This window comes from Lutibacter sp. (genome assembly GCF_041555395.1).
Taxonomy (GTDB): domain Bacteria; phylum Bacteroidota; class Bacteroidia; order Flavobacteriales; family Flavobacteriaceae; genus Lutibacter.
This window is the reverse complement of the sequence record NZ_JBFFKM010000051.1, coordinates 1-19,194: the sequence shown is the minus strand read 5'-3', so window position 1 is coordinate 19,194 and position 19,194 is coordinate 1. Positions and strand designations below refer to the sequence as shown.

Here is a 19,194-nt window from a genome sequence, read left to right as displayed (position 1 = left end):
TCATTCCTTTATGTATCGAAATTTGTAAAGCTCGTTTCATCTGTTTAAATTTTATTTTTTAGCGGGAACAGATGCTGTTCGCCATTAATCATTCCTTTATGTATCGAAATTTGTAAAGCTCGTTTCATCTGTTTAAATTTTATTTTTTAGCGGGAACAGATGCTGTTCGCCATTAATCATTCCTTTATGTATCGAAATTTGTAAAGCTCGTTTCATTTCAACAAAGTTTTACCAAATGTACTTAATTTTCAATCTTAACAAAAGTTTATTATTACCCTCAATTTTTATAAATTTTCTTTAACGAACTTTGATGTAATGAAAAGAGAATTAAATTGCTTATTAATGTTCGTTTTTTTTTGTACGAACTGTTTTTCACAAGAGAAATACGCACTTATTTCAGGAAAAATAATCAGTTTCAACAATTCAGTTGGTCATGTGCATATCGTTAATCTTAATTCCAAAACAGGGGCCGTGAGCAATGATAGTGGCGAATTTGAACTGATTGTTTCATTAAATGATACGTTGCTGTTTTCATCGATTGAATACGAAATAAAAAAAATTAAAATGACCGAAAACTTCATTAAATATAAAAGAATTTTGGTTGAATTAATTCCATATGTAAATGAATTGGATGAAATTTATATAGAAGGTTTAACGGGAAATTTAAATTATGACATCAATAAGGCCCCAAAAGACACGTTGAGAAAACATACATTTATTCTTAAACCTGGCGATTTAAAAAAGGCGTTGCCACCGGATACTCACGTATTTTTAAAAGCTCCAAACGTAAACCCTTTTGCAATGAGTGGTGGAAGTATTCCAATTCCTGATCCGCGTTATGAAGCAGAACAAAGATTAAAACGGGAAATTTCCCGGAAAAAACAATTCCCTATAAAAATCAGGAAACAATTTGGTCTTGCTTATTTTACTGACAAGCTGAAAATTCCCGAAGAAAAAATAGACAACTTTTTAGCGTACTGTGAATTTAGAAATATTATTACAGAATATTACAATAACAATTTATTGCAAGTGATTCAAATTTTGCGGGAAGAAAGTGAGGCATATAACGCCATTAAAAATTAAATTTTTTATGTAACAAAGATCACTCATTTTTGGAATACTTTTTGTTTATTAGCTCTTATTTAAACCTCTTATGCAATTAAAAAAAATTATAATAATTTTTGCAGCACTTCCTTTGCTCTCGTTCACCTTGCACAAATATTATGTTAGTTTATGCGAAATTGAATACGTTAAAGAACAACAATCGCTTCAAATTACTTTGGGCGTCACTCTGGAAGATCTTGAATTTACACTTAATGAAAACATCGGAAAACAATTAAATTTGGCGAGTAAAACAGAAATTGAAAATGTTGATGTTTATTATAAAAAATACCTAAATGAACATTTATCAATAGCTGTGAATGGCAAAAATTTGGGATATAAATATATTGGCAAAGAATATGATGGAGAAATTGTAAGATTTTATTTAGAAATAAATGAGATTAAAGAACTTAAATCTATTGAAGTGACCAATAATATTTTATTTAAAAACTTTCCCGACCAGAAAAATATTGTTAAAATAAAAGTGAAAAATTTCAACAAAACTTTTTATCTTACCAAAGCAAGTGATGACGGTTTTTTAAAATTTTAATGATAATTTTACAATCCTGTTAAAAATAATTAATTAGTACCATCTATCAAAACCAATCATGTAAAATGAAAAAATTATTAGTCGCAACCCTATTGGCTATTTTCTCAACATCATTTTTCGCTCAAGAAGTTGAGCAAAAAACAACGCCTCAAAAAGCACATTACAATACCAGTAAATTTAAGCAATTGCATGAAGAATTGCCTACGCCAAACAATGCGCACAGAGCTTCTGGCGCAGTAGGTCATGAATACACACAACAGCAAGTTGATTATAAAATGAATATTGTTTTGGATGATGAAAATCAAAAAATATTTGGGGAAGAAACGATTACTTATCACAACAATTCTAAAGATAACTTAGAATACTTATGGGTGCAGTTGGACCAAAACATACGCGCTCCAAATTCCTTAACTCCTCAAATTAATGGTGGCGGACCCGATGTTATGTATGCTCCGGCAAAATTCGCCAAAACCTTTATGGGAAAACCTTTCCAAGGAGGATTTAACATTGAATTTATAAAAGATGTTAACGGAAACGAGGTAAGTTACATGATTAACAAAACCATGATGCGCATCAATTTGCCAAAACCATTGACTTCCGGAGAAAATTATATTTTTAACATAAAATGGTGGTACAACATCAACGATTATCTGGCTGATGGCGGACGTTCAGGTTATGAACCTTTTCCTGACGGAAATAATTTATATGTGATTGCTCAATTTTTTCCACGTTTGGCTGTGTATAATAATGTAGAAGGATGGCAAAATTTACAGTTTTTAGGACGCAGTGAATTTGCTTTAGAATTTGGAAATTATGATGTTACCATAACCACTCCTAAAGATCATATTTTAAATGCGACAGGTGTTATTCAAAATCCGAAAGATGTTTTTACTTCAGCTCAATATAAAAGATATGAAGATTCAAAAAATTCATTTGACAATCCGGTTTTTATAGTAACTCCCGAAGAAGCGTTGGCCGCTGAAAAAGGAAGATCCGAAGAAACAAAAAACTGGCATTTTTATGCTGAAAACGTAAGAGATTTTGCTTTTGCTTCATCAAGAAAATTAATATGGGATGCTATGGCCGTGAACCTTAATGGAAAAACGGTAATGGCCTACTCATTATATCCAAATGAAGGAAATCCTCTTTGGGAAGAGCATTCAACTAGGGCCGTTGCAAATACCTTAAAAGTATATTCAGAATTTACTTTTGATTATCCTTATCCACAAGCAACCTCCATCAATGCACAACGTCAGGGAATGGAATATCCAATGATTTGCTGGAATTACGGCCGACCTAATGAAGACGGAACCTATACCGAGAGAACAAAATCGGGAATGATTGGCGTAATCACGCACGAAGTTGGACATAATTTTTTCCCTATGATAGTGAATTCTGATGAGCGTACTTGGACTTGGATGGATGAAGGAATAAATTCTTTCGTGGAAATTTATGCAGAATACAAATATGACCCTTTACTATTCCCTTTAACCGACCAGCCTAAAAGTATCGTGAGATATATGTCTGGTGACCAAAGCGGCTTAGAACCAATAATGTCTCAAGGTGAAGATTTAACAAACTTTGGATCAAACGCCTATGGAAAGCCTGCAGCAGGTTTATTTATATTGAGAGAAACTGTTATGGGACATGAATTATTCGACCATGCTTTTAAAACTTATGCTGAACGCTGGAAATTTAAACACCCAACGCCTGCAGATTTTTTCAGAACGATGGAAGATGCTTCCGCGGTGGATTTAGACTGGTTTTGGAGAGGCTGGTTTTACACAACCGGCGCCAATGATATTGGCATAAAAGAAGTGAAAAAATATTATGTGACAGACAAACCAACCGAACGCATTAAAAATATGGCAAAACGGTATGGAACTACAGTTGATAAATTTCCTCCTGCGCTGTATTTGATTTCTGAAGACAGTTCGGAATTTAAAAATGATTTAAAATCAAAAAAACCGGAAGATTACGATTTGTTGAACGATTATATCAATGAAAATTTTTCTTCGGAAGAAAAAGCCGAATTAAAAGCACCTAAATATTTTTACGAATTGGTTTTTGAAAAACCGGGAGATTTGGTGATGCCAATAATTGTAGAATTTGAATATGATGACGGCACTAAAGAACGCAAACAGTATCCGGCCGAAATTTGGAGAAAAAATGATGCTGAAGTCACTAAAGTTTTTCCTTCTAACAAAGCAATCAAAAAAATAACTATTGATCCCGATGAGCAAACTGCCGATATCAATTTAAGCAACAACAGCTGGCCTAAAAAAATAGAAAATAAATTTGAACAATTCAAAAAAAATAAAATCAAAGCATAAAAAAAAAGCCACTCGCTTGAGTGGATTTTTTTACCCATTAGTTGTTATCCATTAAATACCTGTTAAATACATGAAAAAATTATTACTTCTTTCGTTCCTTTTCCTGACAGTGATTCTTCCTGTTACAGCCCAAAATATAAATAGCCAGAAAGCACATTATAATAACAGTAAATTCAAACAATTAAATGAAGAACTTCCAACTCCAAATAATCAGCATACCGCTTCAGGTGCTCCAGGACATGAATATACCCAGCAACAGGTTGATTATAAAATGGATATTGTTTTGGACGATGAAAATCAACGTATTTATGGTGAAGAAACCATTACCTATCACAATAACTCAAAAGACAATTTAGCGTATTTATGGCTGCAACTAGATCAAAATATGCGTGCAACAAACTCCAAAACTCCGGATATTCAATCGAGTGGTGCTGCTACCATGTACAGCCCTTCAAAATTTTCTGAAACATATATTAAACCATTTGATGGGGGTTTTAAAATTGAGTATGTAAAAAATATAGATGGCAGTGATGCTTCATACTTTATCAATCAAACAATGATGCGTTTGAATTTGAAAAAACCTTTGGCAAGCGGCGAAACTTTCTCATTTAAAATAAAATGGTGGTACCATATTAATAACCATATTGAACAAGGCGGAAGGTCAGGTTTTGAACATTTTCCTGAAGATGGAAATAACAGCTACGTTATTGCTCAATTTTTTCCGAGATTATGTGTTTATGACAATGTGGATGGATGGCAAAATAAGCAGTTTTTTGGCAGAAGTGAATTCGCTTTAGAATTTGGTAATTATGAAGTGAATATTACAACCCCAAAAGATCATATGTTAGGCGCAACCGGAGTGCTTAAAAATGAAAATGAAGTACTTACAAAAACCCAACAAAAAAGATTGGCAGAAGCCAGAAAATCTTTCGATAATCCTGTTATTATTGTAACTCAAGAAGAAGCTACAGAAATAGAAAAAACAAAATCTAAGGAAACCAAAACCTGGAAATTCTATGCTGAAAATGTAAGAGATTATGCTTTTGCAACTTCGAGAAAATTTATTTGGGATGCAATGGCAGTTGGTATTAATGGAAGAACTGTTATGGCCTATTCTTATTATTCAAAAGAAGCGAATCCATTATATGGTGATCATTCTACTAGAGCGGTTGCCCAAACTTTAAAAACCTATTCAAAACACACTTTTGACTATCCTTATCATAAAGCAATCTCTGTTGATGGACAAATGGGCATGGAATATCCTCAAATTTGTTTCAACCCAGGAAGACCAAATTCGGATGGTACTTACGATGATCGCACTAAATATAGAATGCTTGGAACAACAATACATGAAGTTGGACATAACTTTTTTCCGATGATTATAAATTCTGATGAACGTCTTTGGACTTGGATGGATGAAGGTCTAAATTCTTTTGTGCAAATGCTCGCTCAAATGGATTATGAAGATCATTACCCTTTAAGCAGAGGTTTGCCAAAATATATTATTCCATATATGAAAGGTGATCAGTCTCAATTATCACCAATTATGGCTGAAGGGGAAGATTTATATGATTTTAGTAACAACGCTTATGCAAAGCCAGCTGCTGGACTTTGGATCCTACGACATACCATTATGGGACCAGCGTTATTTGATTATGCTTTTAAAACCTATGCACAACGCTGGAAATTTAAACATCCGACACCTGCTGATTTCTTTAGGACGATGGAAGATGCTTCTGCTATGGATTTAGACTGGTTCTGGAGAGGGTGGTTTTACACAACCGGCGCCAATGATATAGGCATCAAAGAAGTGAAAAAATATTACGTTACAGACAAACCTACCGAACGTGTTGGAAATATGGCAAAACGGTATGGAATTACATTGGATCAGCTACCTCCTTCTCTGTATTTAATTTCAGAAGACAGTCCGGAATTTAACGAAGATTTAAAATCGAAAAAACCAGAAGATTACAGTTTGTTGAGCGATTATATCAATCAAAATTTTTCTTCAGAAGAAAAAGCCGAATTAAAAGCACCAAAGTATTTTTACGAATTGGTTTTTGAAAAACCAGGAGATTTGGTGATGCCAATTATTGTTGAATTTGAATATGAAGACGGCACTAAAGAACGCAAACAATATCCTGCCGAAATTTGGAGATTAAATGATACTGAAGTGACTAAAGTATTTCCTTCAAGCAAAGCTATTGTTAAAATTACAGTTGACCCAGATGAAGAAACCGCTGATGTGAATTTAACCAACAACAGTTGGCCCAAAAACGCGGAAACGAAGTTTGAAAAATTCAAGAAAGAACAAATTAAAGGATAATGAAAATTATGCCTGTTTAAAATACATAACCAAATTTAATTATTAATAACATCAAGGTATTTTGATATATTCTCTTATGAATATACTGAAATACCTTATTTTTTAAAAAATTTATCCTTAAAAAAATCAATGACACTTAATTACTTACTCTACAACAGTAATTATAAGCAACTAATATTCATCATTAAAATTCCAAAAATAAACTGATGCTTATCACACTAAATCCAACAATGTAAACTTGCATTTATAATTATAAAATTAACCCTTCTCCTAAATTTGTTGTTAAGTATTGAAAAATTAAAAAAAATATTTATCTTTAATGTTGTGTTTCTATCGAAAATATATATGATTCTTAACTTATGGATAATTTTTTTTTACATTTTGAATACCAAAAATTCATCCTTGCATTTCTATATGTAATATTAAGTTTCATGATTTTTCATTTTATTTCTACTTCATTAAAAATTAAAAAATATTTTATTGGAAAATTTGGCATCGAAAATTATTCTGTATTCCAAACAACATTCAATCGCCTATTTGCAATTTTTATTTATGGAATTATTCCTTTTTTAATAATCGTATTTAATAAAAATATTAAAATTATTGAATTTGGTCTAAACTTCAAAAATATTTATACAAATATTGGCTGGATTTTACTTTTATGCCTACTAACTATAATTATAAATTATATTAATAAAGCAACATCAGACAACTTAAAATTATACCCGCAAATTAGAAAAAAGGAATGGGATGTACAGTTATTAATTTTTAGCGCATTGGGCTGGATTGCCTATTTATGTGCTTATGAATTCTTGTTTAGAGGCTTTTTTTTATATACTTGTTTTTATGCTTTTGGAACATGGCCAGCCATAATTATTAATGTTGTAATTTATTCACTTATACATGTTCCAAAAGGAAGGAAAGAAGCCATTGGCGCAATTCCTTTAGGGTTTGTTTTATGCTTGCTCACATTACAATCAGGAAATATATTTGCAGCATTACTCATACATATTACCATGGCATTGTCTAATGAATGGCTTACTTTAACCATACATCCAGATATTCATCTAGTTCGAAAAAAAAGTTAATTATAATGAGCGTTTTTATTACAGGATCAACCGGATTTATTGGAGTTCATTTAGTTAATAGGCTAGCAGAATCAGGGCAAACTATTCATGCATTGTATCGTTCCGAAGAAAAGAAAAAAATGCTGAAACATCCAAATATTAAACTTTTCAATGGTGATATTATGGATATTAATTCCTTAGAAAAAGCAATGGAAGGATGTAAATATGTATATCATGTTGCTGCATTTACCAAAATTTGGTCAAAGAATGAAAATACTGTATATGAACTAAATGTCAACGGCACAAAAAACGTATTGGATGCAGCTTTGAAATTAGGGATTAAAAAAGTGATTTTCACTTCAACTGCAGGAATTTTCGGTCCATCTATAACTGAAAAAGTGGATGAAAATTCTGAGCGTAAAATTGATTATTTTTTAGAATATGAAAAATCAAAAGCCAAGGCTGAAGAATTAATAAAGTCATATTCAAAAAATAATATGGAGATCACTATCGTTAATCCAACCCGTGTTTATGGTCCGGGATTATTGTCGAAAAGTAATAGTGTTACCATAATGATGCAAGCTTATACAGATGGAAAATGGCGCTTTATACCAGGAGATGGCACAAGCATTGGTAATTATGTTTTTATTGATGATGTAGTTAATGGACATATTTTAGCAATGGAATTTGGCAAAAATGGTGAAAAGTATTTATTAGGAGGTACAGATTTAAATTACATTGAGTTGTTTTCAATTTTGAGAAAAATCACTGGAAAAAAATATTTTATGTTAAAAATTCCATTCGTTTTAATTTCCCTAATGGCTGAAATTATGCTTTTATTTTCAAAAATTTTTAATATTCCTCCAGCTATGACCCCTTCATTAATTAAAAAATTTAGTTATAGCTGGGAAGTTTCATCTCAAAAAGCCATTAACGAATTAGGTTATTCAATTACTCCTTTTGAAACGGGGGCTATACAAACATTACAATGGTTTAATAAAAAAAATGATTATGAAAAATGAAAATTATACTTTAATTACTGGCGGTTCAAAAGGTATTGGAAAGGCAATAGCCATGGAGTGTGCATCTCGAAAAATGAATATTTTATTAGTTGCATTGCCAGATGAAGATCTATATAAAACTTCACAAGAAATTGCTCAAAAATTTGAAGTTAAATCAGACTTTTTTGAAACAGATTTAACCAAAACTGATGGTCCTGAAAATGTTTATAAATGGTGTAAACAAGAAGGATACCTCATAAATATTTTAGTGAATAATGCCGGAATGGCAGGCACAACCATTTTTGAAAACTCTACTTTGGATTATAGCAATGATCGAATTCAACTTAATATAAGAGCATTGGTTTTAATGACAAGACTGTTTATTCCTGATTTAAAAAAATCTCCCTCTTCCTATATTCTAAATATTGGCAGTTTGTCAGCCTATTATGCTATTCCTTATAAAAGCGTATATGCGGCTTCAAAAGCATTTGTAGTTTCTTTCTCTACATCTATAAATGATGAGTTAAAAGAAACCTCAATTTCAGTAAGCGTTGTTTGTCCCAATGGCGTTGAAACAAACAAAGGTACTTTTAACAGAATCAAATCACATGGCATTTTTGGCAATCTTACAAAAATTTCTCCAAGTGAACTTGCCAATTATACCATCACTAAAATGTTTCAAAATAAAAAAATTATTATCCCAAAAAGGATAAATCGATTTCTGCTTTTTTTAGAAAAAATTATACCTGAAGATTTGTTACAACAATTACTTTTAAAAGAATTTAAAAAGGAAATACACCATACTAAACCTGTAATCAAACTAAAAAAAACAGAAGTGCTTTCTAATGAAATTCAAGAAATAATAAATTAAAGGATAATTTATTATTTTTCTATCCATAAAAAAGCCCATTTTAAAACGGGCTTTTTTATTTAATCAAAAGAATTTCTATACTTTTCAGTTATAGCAAAAACGTACTCTAAAATGCGTTTTTCTTTTTCATCAAAATCCACTCCTCGCCTTTTCATCACCAATTTTGCAGTTTCATTAACTTTATTAAGTTGATACGTTGAAAAACCTGCGGCTCCACCCCAGCTAAAAGAAGGAATAAAATTTCTCGGAAAATTGCTTCCGTAAATATTTGCACTTACGCCCACAACTGTTCCTGTATTAAACATCGTGTTAATAGCACATTTAGAATGGTCACCCATAATTAAACCGCAAAATTGCAATCCGGTTTTTGCGAAATTTTCAGTTTCAAAGTTCCATAAACGAACTTCGCTATAATTATTTTTTAAGTTTGAAGTGTTTGAGTCAGCACCAATATTACACCATTCACCCAATACAGAATTGCCTAAAAAGCCGTCGTGGCCTTTATTTGAATAACCGGACAAAATAGAATTATTTACTTCACCGCCAACAGTGCAAAACGGACCAATAGTAGTGGCTCCATAAATTTTAGCACCCATTTTAACTACAGAATTTTCTCCCATGGCAAAAGGCCCCCTAATTAAACTTCCTTCCATTACCAATGCATCTTTACCAATATAAATAGGTCCTTTACTTGCATTTAAAACTGAAAATAAAATTTCCGCGCCTTCTTCTATAAAAATATTATCCTTATTTATAAAACGAACACCTTCAGGAATTGGTTGCGATTTTCTTCCTTCCGTAATTAAATAAAAATCAGCTTTTAATGCGATATCATTTAATGAAAATAAATCCCAAGAATTTTTAATTTGAGTCACTTCTGAATCAAATTCAATTTGCTCATAGTTGTCAAAATTCACCGTTTCTTGTGAATCGGTAGTAAAAAATGCAATGACTTCTTCCCCCTTAAAAATGGCCTGGTTTTCCCTTAACGCCATTATTTTTTCCGTTAAGGAAAGTGTTGGTAAAAAAGAAGCATTTATCATGACATTCTGCTCCATTTCAACCATTGGATATTTCTCTTCCAAATAGTCTTCAGTAAGTGTGGTTGTAGTAAAACCCAAATATATTTCCCATTTTTCACGAATGGTAAGTATTCCTATTCGTAATTCGGCAACAGGTTTGGTGTAGGTTAATGGCAATAGTGATTTACGAACTGTACCATCAAATAAAATATAATTCATTTCATAATTATTTTATACAAATGTACAGTAAGTTTTTTGCTTTCTCAAACGTAATAAAGCGCCCGGTTTTAAACGATTTTGTTTTTTCTTAAATACGTGTCAATATTGTCTGCTGTATCAAAACATGCGCTTACCGAATTAATTTCCGAGCAATAACGCGAATCAATGGCATGATCTTTACATCCGATTGCACTTAAATCAATAGATGCGAAATTTTTGTCAATGCTTACACATTTATCGTACATAGAAGCGATAGTTTCGTTTTGCTGCAATTCGATATTGTTTTTGGTTAAATACCCTTTAAGAAAGTTTTCAATAGCAAACTGAGCGTTTTTACATACTGAATAACTAACAATATCTTCGGCGGGTTTAAATAATTCCTCTTTTGCCGATTTTAATTTTTTTGATGCTTCTTTAAAAAAAGCTTCTGATCTTGATTTCATTGTTTTATATTTTTTATTTAAGTAACACTAAAGAAAATAAAAAATTATTGATCCTTATAACTTCCTTATTTTTATAAAAATTAATCATTTATAATAATAATAATAAAGATATAAAAAAAGTGTCAGGTATGACATACCTGACACTCTAATATTAATTTAAATTATAAATTTTTAAAAAGTTCTAATCTTTCCCATTGAACATCTACTTGTTCCTGGGCTTTATCTAATAGTACTTTCCCAAATTCAGCATTTTCTTTTACAACTCTGGTAAATCTAGTTTCTGTATACATAAATTCACTTAAAGGTGCAGAAGGCGCTTTAGAATCTAATCTGAATTTTTTTCCTTTTTCTGCCAAAGGATTAAATCTAAATAATGGCCAGTAACCAGTTTCTACTGCTTTCTCTTGATGTTTAGTACCATCTTTCAAGTCATAACCGTGCTCACCACAATGAGAATAGGCAATAATTAATGATGGTCCCGGATAAGCTGCTGCTTCTTCAATTGCTTTCAGCGTTTGGTTATCTTTTGCACCAATTGCAATTTGGGCAACATAAACATTTCCATAAGAAACTGCCTGTAATGCTAAACTTTTCTTAGAAGTTGTTTTTCCTGAAATTGCGAACTTGGCGCTTGCTCCCATTGGTGTTGCCTTAGATGCTTGTCCACCCGTATTTGAATAAACTTCAGTATCCATTACTAAAATATTGATGTTTTCTCCTGATGAGAATACATGATCTAAACCGCCATATCCAATATCATAAGCCCAACCATCACCACCAAATATCCAAACTGCTTTTTTACGCAAGTATTCTGAAAGGTTTCTTAGTTTTTTGGCTTCATAAGTATCAATGGTATCTAAAATTTCATTTAGTTCATCAATTTGATTAATTTTTTGCTCTTTTAAAGTTTCATTACCTTCCGCATTATTAAGTATCTCATTTACTATGGTACTGCCTATTTTACTTTCTAAAGATTTTAATAAATCAACTGCTATTTCTTGTTTTTTGGTTAATGCCAGTTGCATTCCTAAACCAAACTCAGCATTGTCTTCAAACAAAGAGTTGGCCCAAGCTGGACCACGTCCGTCTTTATTTGTTTTGTATGGTGTTGTAGGTAAATTACCTCCGTATATTGAAGAACAACCAGTTGCATTTGCAATCAATATACTGTCACCATATAATTGTGTAATTAACTTAATATATGGTGTTTCACCACAACCGGAACAAGCGCCGGAGAATTCAAATAACGGTTCTAAAAATTGTGAACCTTTAACTGTTGAAGTAACCAATTCCTTTCTGTCATAATCAGGTAAATCAATAAAGTAATTCCAATTTACAGTTTCCACTTCTTCCACTTTACGCATTTCGGTTAAGTTAATTGCAAAAGTGTTTGGCACTTCTTTACTTTCAGCCGGACAAACAGCTACACATAAATCACAACCAGTACAATCCAGTGGTGAAACTTGTAATATATAACTTTCTTTTTCACTATTAAAGGGTCTTCCTTTTGCTGGAACGCTTTTTAGTGATTCAGGCCCATTTATTAACAGTTCATTTGAAACAACTTTCGCTCTAATTGCAGCGTGCGGACAAATAGCTACACATTTATTACACTGAGTACAAAGTTCTGCATCATCCCAAACCGGTACAAAATCAGCAATTCCCCGTTTTTCATATTGTGTGGTTCCTGTTGGAAACGTTCCATCAACAGAAAATGCGCTAACCGGCAAAGAATCTCCCCTACCCGCTAAAATAGTTCCTAAAATTTCTTTTACAAAATCATCAGCATTTTCGGTCATCATTGGTTTTAAACCATCATTATTTGTAGTATGACGAGGATATTCAACTTTTTGCAAATTTTCTAACGATTTATCAACTGCGTTAAAGTTCATTTGCACAACGCCCTCTCCTTTATGAGAATACGATTTTACAATGGCGTTTTTAATCTTTTTAATTGCTTCATCTTTAGGAAGCACACCCGATATGGCAAAGAAACAAGTTTGTAATATGGTATTTGTACGTTTACCAAGGTCTGCCTCCTGAGCAACTTTCGTGGCGTCAATTACGTAAAAATCAATATCATTATCAATAATTCTACGTTGCATTGTGCTTGGCAATTCTGTCCAAATTTTATATTTTGAATGTGGTGTGTTTAACAAAAAGGTTCCACCTTCTTTAATATTTTCCAGCACATCATATTTGTAAATAAAGCTGGTTTCATGACAGGCAATAAAATTTGCTTTGTTTATTAAATAGGTTGAATAAATTGGATTTGGGCCAAAACGTAAATGTGAAACTGTTTGAGCGCCGGCCTTTTTAGAATCGTAAACAAAATATCCTTGCACATAATTATCGGTAGTTTCACCAATAATTTTAATAGAATTTTTATTTGCGCCAACTGTACCATCTGATCCTAAACCATAAAACATACAATTGAATGTGTCTTTTTTAGTTTTAAAATCTGAATTGTAAGATAAACTTGTATTGGTTACATCGTCATTAATACCTATAGTGAAATGGTTTTTTGGTGAATTTTTATCTAACTCATCATAGATTCCTTTAACCATTGCTGGCGTAAATTCTTTTGAAGAAAGTCCGTAACGTCCTCCTACAATTGTAGGCATATAGTCACCCATTTCTACAAATGCAGTTACTACGTCTAAATATAAAGGTTCTCCTATACTTCCTGGTTCTTTCGTTCTGTCTAAAACAGCAATTTTTTTAGTTGATTTAGGCAATTGCTCAATAAAATCATATACTGAAAACGGACGATATAAACGAACGATTAAAGCGCCAACTTTTTCACCTTGTTCAACCAAAGTGTCAATAGTTTCCCGAATTGCACCATCGCCTGAGCCCATAACAATAATAACTTTTTCAGCCTCTGGGTGACCAATATAATAGAACAAACTGTACCTTCTACCAGTATGTTTATAAAATTCATCCATTGTTTTTTGAACAATTCCAGGGACATTTTGGTAGTACGTATTGGCCGCTTCACGTGCCTGAAAGAAAACATCAGGGTTTTGTGCTGTACCTCTAATTACAGGATTATCAGGATCTAAGGAATGCTTTTTATGATTCATCACTTCATCTTCCGGCATCATTGCTTTTATAACATCATCTGGAATTCCATCAATTTTAGAAATTTCATGAGATGTTCTAAACCCATCAAAAATATTTAAAAATGGCACTTTACTTTTTAATGTAGCGACTTGTGATATTAAAGCAAAATCGTGTGCTTCCTGAACTGAACCTGCAAATAACATGGAGAATCCTGTTGCACGTGTTGCCATTACATCTGAGTGATCTCCAAAAATAGACAAGGCATGTGTTGCAACAGTTCTTGCAGCTACATGGATAACATTTGGTAATAATTCACCAGCAATTTTATACATATTTGGTATCATTAACAACAATCCTTGTGATGCTGTAAATGTTGTTGTTAAGGCTCCTCCTTGAAGTGATCCATGAACTGCTCCTGCAGCACCACCTTCACTTTGCATTTCAACAATTCTAGGAATGTTATTCCAAATATTTGTTTGACCATTTGAACTGTACACTTCCGCATGCTCTCCCATTGGTGATGATGGCGTAATTGGGTAAATTGCACATACTTCGTTTGTTTTGTGCGCAATGATCGCTACAGCCTCATTGGCATCACAAATTAGTTTTTGACTTTCTTGTTTCATCTTAGGTTATATTTACTCTGAAGAATTTACAAAATAAAGTTTTTTTTGAATTCCCTTATTTTATAAATAATATAATTAACTATTCAATTTTAAGTTGTAAAATTAAGGTAATAAAGTATTATTTATAATGATATATGTCAGCTAACTTGGGGATAAAATTATTTAGAATTAATCCGCATAACATTTGTAAGTAACTGGTTACTATTGCGTTAAAATATTTAACAGCATCACAAATTGATGTATGCCGTAATTACAACATTATTAAAACGGAATAATCCTTCCTAAACGGAGTTAATGTAATGGAGTTTTTAAATTATTAATTAAATTAAGGCTCAATTATAAGGAAATGAAAAAAAATGAATATCAAAATCGATTATTAAGTAAATATTGAGGATTATTTATCTGTAAAATAAAATTTAAGCATTCAAAAAAGGAGGAAAAGCATAAGATTAAAGCTAAAAAAAGCAATTGCATTATTATTAATAGAAACTGCTTTTTATTGCATTTAAATAACGTCCTCGAGCAAATTTATATTCCACTATTTCCGGAGTTACAACATCCTTAAAATCTGGAATCCGCTTTTCGATGTAGTTAAACACAGGCTCAAATTTTTCTAAAACATTTTTCTTAATTAAGTCCCACAAATATTTAGCATCTATTACATATCCCGTTTCTATATTCATAAACATCATAACAGTAACTTCAAGTTCATAATCATGCCCATTATAATTTGGATTGTTACACTTGTCAAAAATATTTTTATTTTTCTCTTCAGACCATATTGGATTATACAAACGATGTGCCGAATTAAACTGTTCCTTTTTAGTTTCAACTGTTTTAAAATTACTTTTGTTTAATTATTATATTGTATAAATAAACAAACTAAAACATGTAATTTAAATATATAATCTATTTTATCTATTGTATGATAAAATTTTAACATAGAACTATTTTAATTATATGAAGTATTTATGTTTAATTTGTATTATATTTAGTTAAACATTATAACAATATTTATTATGGCCAAAAGTAAAACAATAACACCTTCTGAAATAACATCAAATTACATGAGCTATATGCTAGAAAACGGTTCAAAACCAGTATCTGTGTATGCTTTTGCTAAAAAAAATAATTTTGATGAATCGATATTTTATAAACATTTTGGTTCGTTTGAAGCTATTGAAAAAGCTATTTTTAATACTTTTTTTGAAACCACACAAAACACCTTAGCTAAAAGTAAAGAGTATGAACAATTTGATGCTCGAAATAAATTATTAAGCTTTTATTTTACGTTTTTTGAAAATCTTTCAGCCAACAGAAGTTTTATACTTATCCTCTTAGGAAATCATACAGAACAATTAAAAAAATTAACGGTACTTTCCGATTTTAAAAAGAATTTCACTAAGTATATAGATACGTTAGAAATAGAAACTATTGATTTTAAACAAAAAAATATTACACAAATTCAACGTAAAAGTATTAAAGAAACTGCTTGGATACAATTTTTAATGACGCTGAAATTTTGGTTAAATGACAGTTCTGCTTCTTTTGAGAAAACAGATATTTTTATTGAAAAGTCCATTAATACCAGTTTTGATTTAATTGACACAACTCCATTAAAAAGTATGATAGATTTTGGTAAATTTTTATACAAAGAAAAAATGAACATAAACTAATTAGACAATGCTAAAAACTATAGATACAATACCTGTTTCAAAAATACACAGAGCTTCAAAATTAGTTCAAACTGGGGCAAAAGTAGGGGTTAATTATTTAAAATATTATGGTGATAAATTAATTACTACCGAAGTTAATGCAAAAGAGCGTCTAAATAAAAACAATGCTGAAGATATTTATGATGGGCTAAAAAAATTAAAAGGTAGTGCCTTAAAAGTTGCTCAAATGCTAAGCATGGAAAAAAGCATATTACCACAAGCTTATGTTGAAAAATTTTCTTTAGCGCAATTTTCAGTACCGCCATTATCTGCGCCACTAGTAATAAAAACATTTAAAAAGTACTTTGGGAAAGTGCCACAAGATATATTTGATGATTTTAATGCAAATTCTATAAATGCAGCAAGCATTGGTCAAGTTCATAAAGCAAAGAAAGACAACAAAACTTTTGCTGTTAAAATTCAGTATCCAGGAATTGCAAATAGTATTTCCAGTGATTTGGCTTTGGTTAAACCAATTGCTATTAGCATGTTTAATATTAAAGGGAAAGATTCTGATAAATATTTTAAGGAAGTTGAAGAAAAATTAATAGAAGAAACTAACTATTTAATAGAAATTAAACAAAGCAAAGAAATTTCAGCGGCTTGTTCTCATATCCCAAACCTTCTATTTCCTAATTATTATGAAGAATTTTCTTCTGAAAGAATTATTACAATGGATTGGATGGATGGCGAACATTTATCTGAGTTTACGGCTCACAACACTGATGAAGAAAAATCTAATAAACTTGGGCAAGCTTTATGGGATTTTTACATGTATCAAATTCATACGCTAAAAAAAGTACATGCAGACCCACATCCTGGTAATTTTTTAATTTCAAAAGATGCAGATTTAATAGCTTTAGATTTTGGTTGTATGAAAACAATTCCAGATGAATTTTACATTCCATATTTTGAATTGGCTAAAAAGGAAAACATTAATAACCCTGCTACCTTCAAACAAAAATTATTTGAATTAGAAATCCTAAGAGAAGATGATTCACAGGAAGAATTAGCTTTTTTCTCTTCTATGTTTCACGATATGTTAAGTTTATTTACGCAACCTTTTCATGAAGAAATATTTGATTTTTCAGATGGCGATTTCTTTAAACAAATTGCAGCCCTTGGAGAAAAATACGCTAAAAATACTGAGCTTAAAAAAATGAATGGCAACCGAGGTTCTAAACACTTTATTTATATTAATAGAACCTTTTTTGGTCTCTATAATTTAATGTTTGATTTAAAAGCGAAGGAAGTTAAAATAAATAATTTTAAAAATTTATAATGACTTATTTCAACCTTCAAGAAATTAATCAATTAGAACATTTATATAAAATTAACCTTATTAATAGTTGCGCAGGGTATAAATCAGCCAACTTAATCGCAACAAAATCAACCGATAAAAAAACAAATGTTGCTATTTTTAGTTCGGTAACACATCTAGGATCAGCGCCTCCATTATTAGGCTTTATTCTTAGACCAACATCAGTTCCTAGAAATACTTATGAAAATATTTTTGAAACTGGTTATTATACTATAAACCATATTCACGAAAGTATTTTAAAAGATGCTCATCATACATCCGCTAAATACGAACGAAGTATTTCAGAATTTGAAGTTACAAATTTAGAAACCGATTATAAAGATAATTTTTATGCGCCATTTGTAAAAGATTGTCCAATTCAACTAGCTATGAAATATGTTGAAGAATATGAAATTAAGGCAAATAACACAAAACTCATTATTGGAGAAATACAAGGCTTATACATAAAAGATAATCTTTTACAAAAAGATGGATTTATTAATTTAGCGGACGGAAATATAGCTGCAATTAATGGTTTAGATGGCTATTCGATTCCTACTTTTAAGGAACGTTTAGATTACCAACGCCCAAAAATATTTTAGAATACATGAAAATTAAACCATCTTAAAAACCCTATAATTATGTATTAACAACCTTTCAAGCTGGTATTAGGGCTACATTTAGACCTCAAATTCCCTCAGGAAGATTGTATTGGTGGTTGTAACATCTTTTCATAGGTTTGTATTTAACGGTATGATTTCAAAATTGGTTAAATAAAAATTATAATAAAGCCAATTTTACAGTATCTAAATACCGTAAACGCGCAAATTTATGCTCAACAAGCTCTGGAATTTCTTTATAATTAGGATTCCATTTTTTTATGTACTCAAAATTTGGGTCAAATCTTTGCTGTTGTGTTTCCGGATTAAAAACTCTGAAATATGGTGCAGAATCACAACCTGTACCAGCTACCCATTGCCAATTTCCATTATTTGATGATAATTCATAATCGAGTAATTTTTCAGCGAAATAAGCTTCTCCCCAACGCCAGTCTATTAATAAATGTTTGCATAAAAAACTTGCCGTAATCATTCTGACACGATTGTGCATATAACCGGTTTTATTTAATTGGCGCATTCCTGCATCAACTATCGGATAACCCGTTTTTCCTTCACACCACTTCTTAAACTCATCTTCGTTATTTCTCCAGGGAATAAAATTGTATTTCGATTTAAAATTTTCATTTACCACTTTTGGATAATGAAAAAGAATTTGCATAAAAAATTCACGCCAAATTAATTCGCTTAAGTAAATTTCATTTGTTTTGCTTGCGTAATCAACCATTTTACGCACACTTATTGTCCCAAAACGCAAATACACAGAAGCGTTAGAAGTTTCTTGAGTAGGAAAATCTCTAATATCTTGGTATTTTTTTATGCATTTTAAATTAAATGGCAATACTTTATTGTCACTTTCTATAAAACCAATTGATTCTAAAGATGGAAATATAAAACCCGATTTGAAGAAATTATCCTGATAATTTTCTGATTTGTA

General features: G+C 31.2%; 14 protein-coding genes and 1 pseudogene. 10 read left to right on the top strand and 5 right to left on the bottom strand.

The genetic code is table 11. From position 1 onward, the window contains the following. Positions 1–342 precede the first annotated feature (342 nt). The 7 genes from ABY285_RS10235 to ABY285_RS10205 all read left to right on the top strand — a co-directional run bounded on the left by ABY285_RS10235 (position 343) and on the right by ABY285_RS10205 (position 9,249). On the top strand, positions 343–1,083 hold the full coding sequence (locus tag ABY285_RS10235; RefSeq protein WP_372769708.1) for a hypothetical protein: 741 nt from the start codon (positions 343–345) through the stop codon (positions 1,081–1,083). 70 nt (positions 1,084–1,153) lie between these two features. Continuing rightward, positions 1,154–1,651, top strand: a complete 498-nt coding sequence (locus tag ABY285_RS10230; RefSeq protein ID WP_372769707.1) for a DUF6702 family protein — start codon at positions 1,154–1,156, stop codon at positions 1,649–1,651. Positions 1,652–1,716: 65 nt separating this feature from the next. Then, positions 1,717–3,984, top strand: coding sequence for a M1 family metallopeptidase (locus tag ABY285_RS10225; RefSeq protein WP_372769706.1), 2,268 nt, complete (start codon positions 1,717–1,719; stop codon positions 3,982–3,984). A gap of 70 nt (positions 3,985–4,054) precedes the next feature. Continuing rightward, the gene (locus tag ABY285_RS10220) at positions 4,055–6,310 is read left to right on the top strand and encodes a M1 family metallopeptidase (protein WP_372769704.1); all 2,256 of its coding nucleotides are present in this window, start codon (positions 4,055–4,057) and stop codon (positions 6,308–6,310) included. A gap of 431 nt (positions 6,311–6,741) precedes the next feature. Beyond that, positions 6,742–7,398, top strand: a complete 657-nt coding sequence (locus ABY285_RS10215) for a CPBP family intramembrane glutamic endopeptidase (protein ID WP_372769702.1) — start codon at positions 6,742–6,744, stop codon at positions 7,396–7,398. A 5-nt stretch (positions 7,399–7,403) separates the two neighbouring features. Next, positions 7,404–8,399 carry an NAD-dependent epimerase/dehydratase family protein gene (locus ABY285_RS10210; protein ID WP_372769700.1) on the top strand — a complete coding sequence of 332 codons (996 nt, stop codon included), beginning with the start codon at positions 7,404–7,406 and terminating at the stop codon, positions 8,397–8,399. Beyond that, complete coding sequence (locus tag ABY285_RS10205) at positions 8,389–9,249, top strand: SDR family NAD(P)-dependent oxidoreductase (RefSeq protein ID WP_372769698.1); 861 nt, start codon at positions 8,389–8,391, stop codon at positions 9,247–9,249. The genes ABY285_RS10210 and ABY285_RS10205 overlap by 11 nt, the downstream gene beginning before the upstream one ends. 59 nt (positions 9,250–9,308) lie before the next feature. Here ABY285_RS10205 and ABY285_RS10200 read toward each other — a convergent pair whose 3' ends face one another. From ABY285_RS10200 to ABY285_RS10185, 4 genes and pseudogenes are all read right to left on the bottom strand, one after another. Further along, complete coding sequence (locus ABY285_RS10200) at positions 9,309–10,490, bottom strand: GlmU family protein (RefSeq protein ID WP_372769696.1); 1,182 nt, start codon at positions 10,488–10,490, stop codon at positions 9,309–9,311. 68 nt (positions 10,491–10,558) lie between these two features. Next, positions 10,559–10,933, bottom strand: a complete 375-nt coding sequence (locus tag ABY285_RS10195; protein WP_372769694.1) for a HEPN domain-containing protein — start codon at positions 10,931–10,933, stop codon at positions 10,559–10,561. A gap of 161 nt (positions 10,934–11,094) precedes the next feature. Beyond that, a complete protein-coding gene (nifJ, locus tag ABY285_RS10190; RefSeq protein ID WP_372769692.1) occupies positions 11,095–14,625 on the bottom strand; it encodes a pyruvate:ferredoxin (flavodoxin) oxidoreductase in 3,531 nt (1,176 codons plus the stop codon). Between the two features lie 479 nt (positions 14,626–15,104). Next, a pseudogene (locus tag ABY285_RS10185) lies at positions 15,105–15,440 on the bottom strand (6-carboxytetrahydropterin synthase); the annotation flags it as partial. Positions 15,441–15,644: 204 nt separating this feature from the next. Here ABY285_RS10185 and ABY285_RS10180 point away from each other — a divergent pair. From ABY285_RS10180 to ABY285_RS10170, 3 genes are read left to right on the top strand one after another with little or no spacing between them, the layout of a single operon-like run. Next, positions 15,645–16,301, top strand: a complete 657-nt coding sequence (locus ABY285_RS10180; RefSeq protein WP_372769690.1) for a TetR/AcrR family transcriptional regulator — start codon at positions 15,645–15,647, stop codon at positions 16,299–16,301. 7 nt (positions 16,302–16,308) lie between these two features. After that, positions 16,309–17,622 carry an ABC1 kinase family protein gene (locus ABY285_RS10175; RefSeq protein WP_372769688.1) on the top strand — a complete coding sequence of 438 codons (1,314 nt, stop codon included), beginning with the start codon at positions 16,309–16,311 and terminating at the stop codon, positions 17,620–17,622. After that, a complete protein-coding gene (locus ABY285_RS10170) occupies positions 17,622–18,242 on the top strand; it encodes a flavin reductase family protein (RefSeq protein ID WP_372769686.1) in 621 nt (206 codons plus the stop codon). Before ABY285_RS10175 ends, ABY285_RS10170 begins: the two co-directional genes overlap by 1 nt. 178 nt (positions 18,243–18,420) lie before the next feature. Here the strand turns inward: ABY285_RS10170 and ABY285_RS10165 are convergent. Continuing rightward, a partial coding sequence (locus ABY285_RS10165; protein WP_372769684.1) for a deoxyribodipyrimidine photo-lyase occupies positions 18,421–19,194 on the bottom strand: 774 nt, incomplete at its 5' end.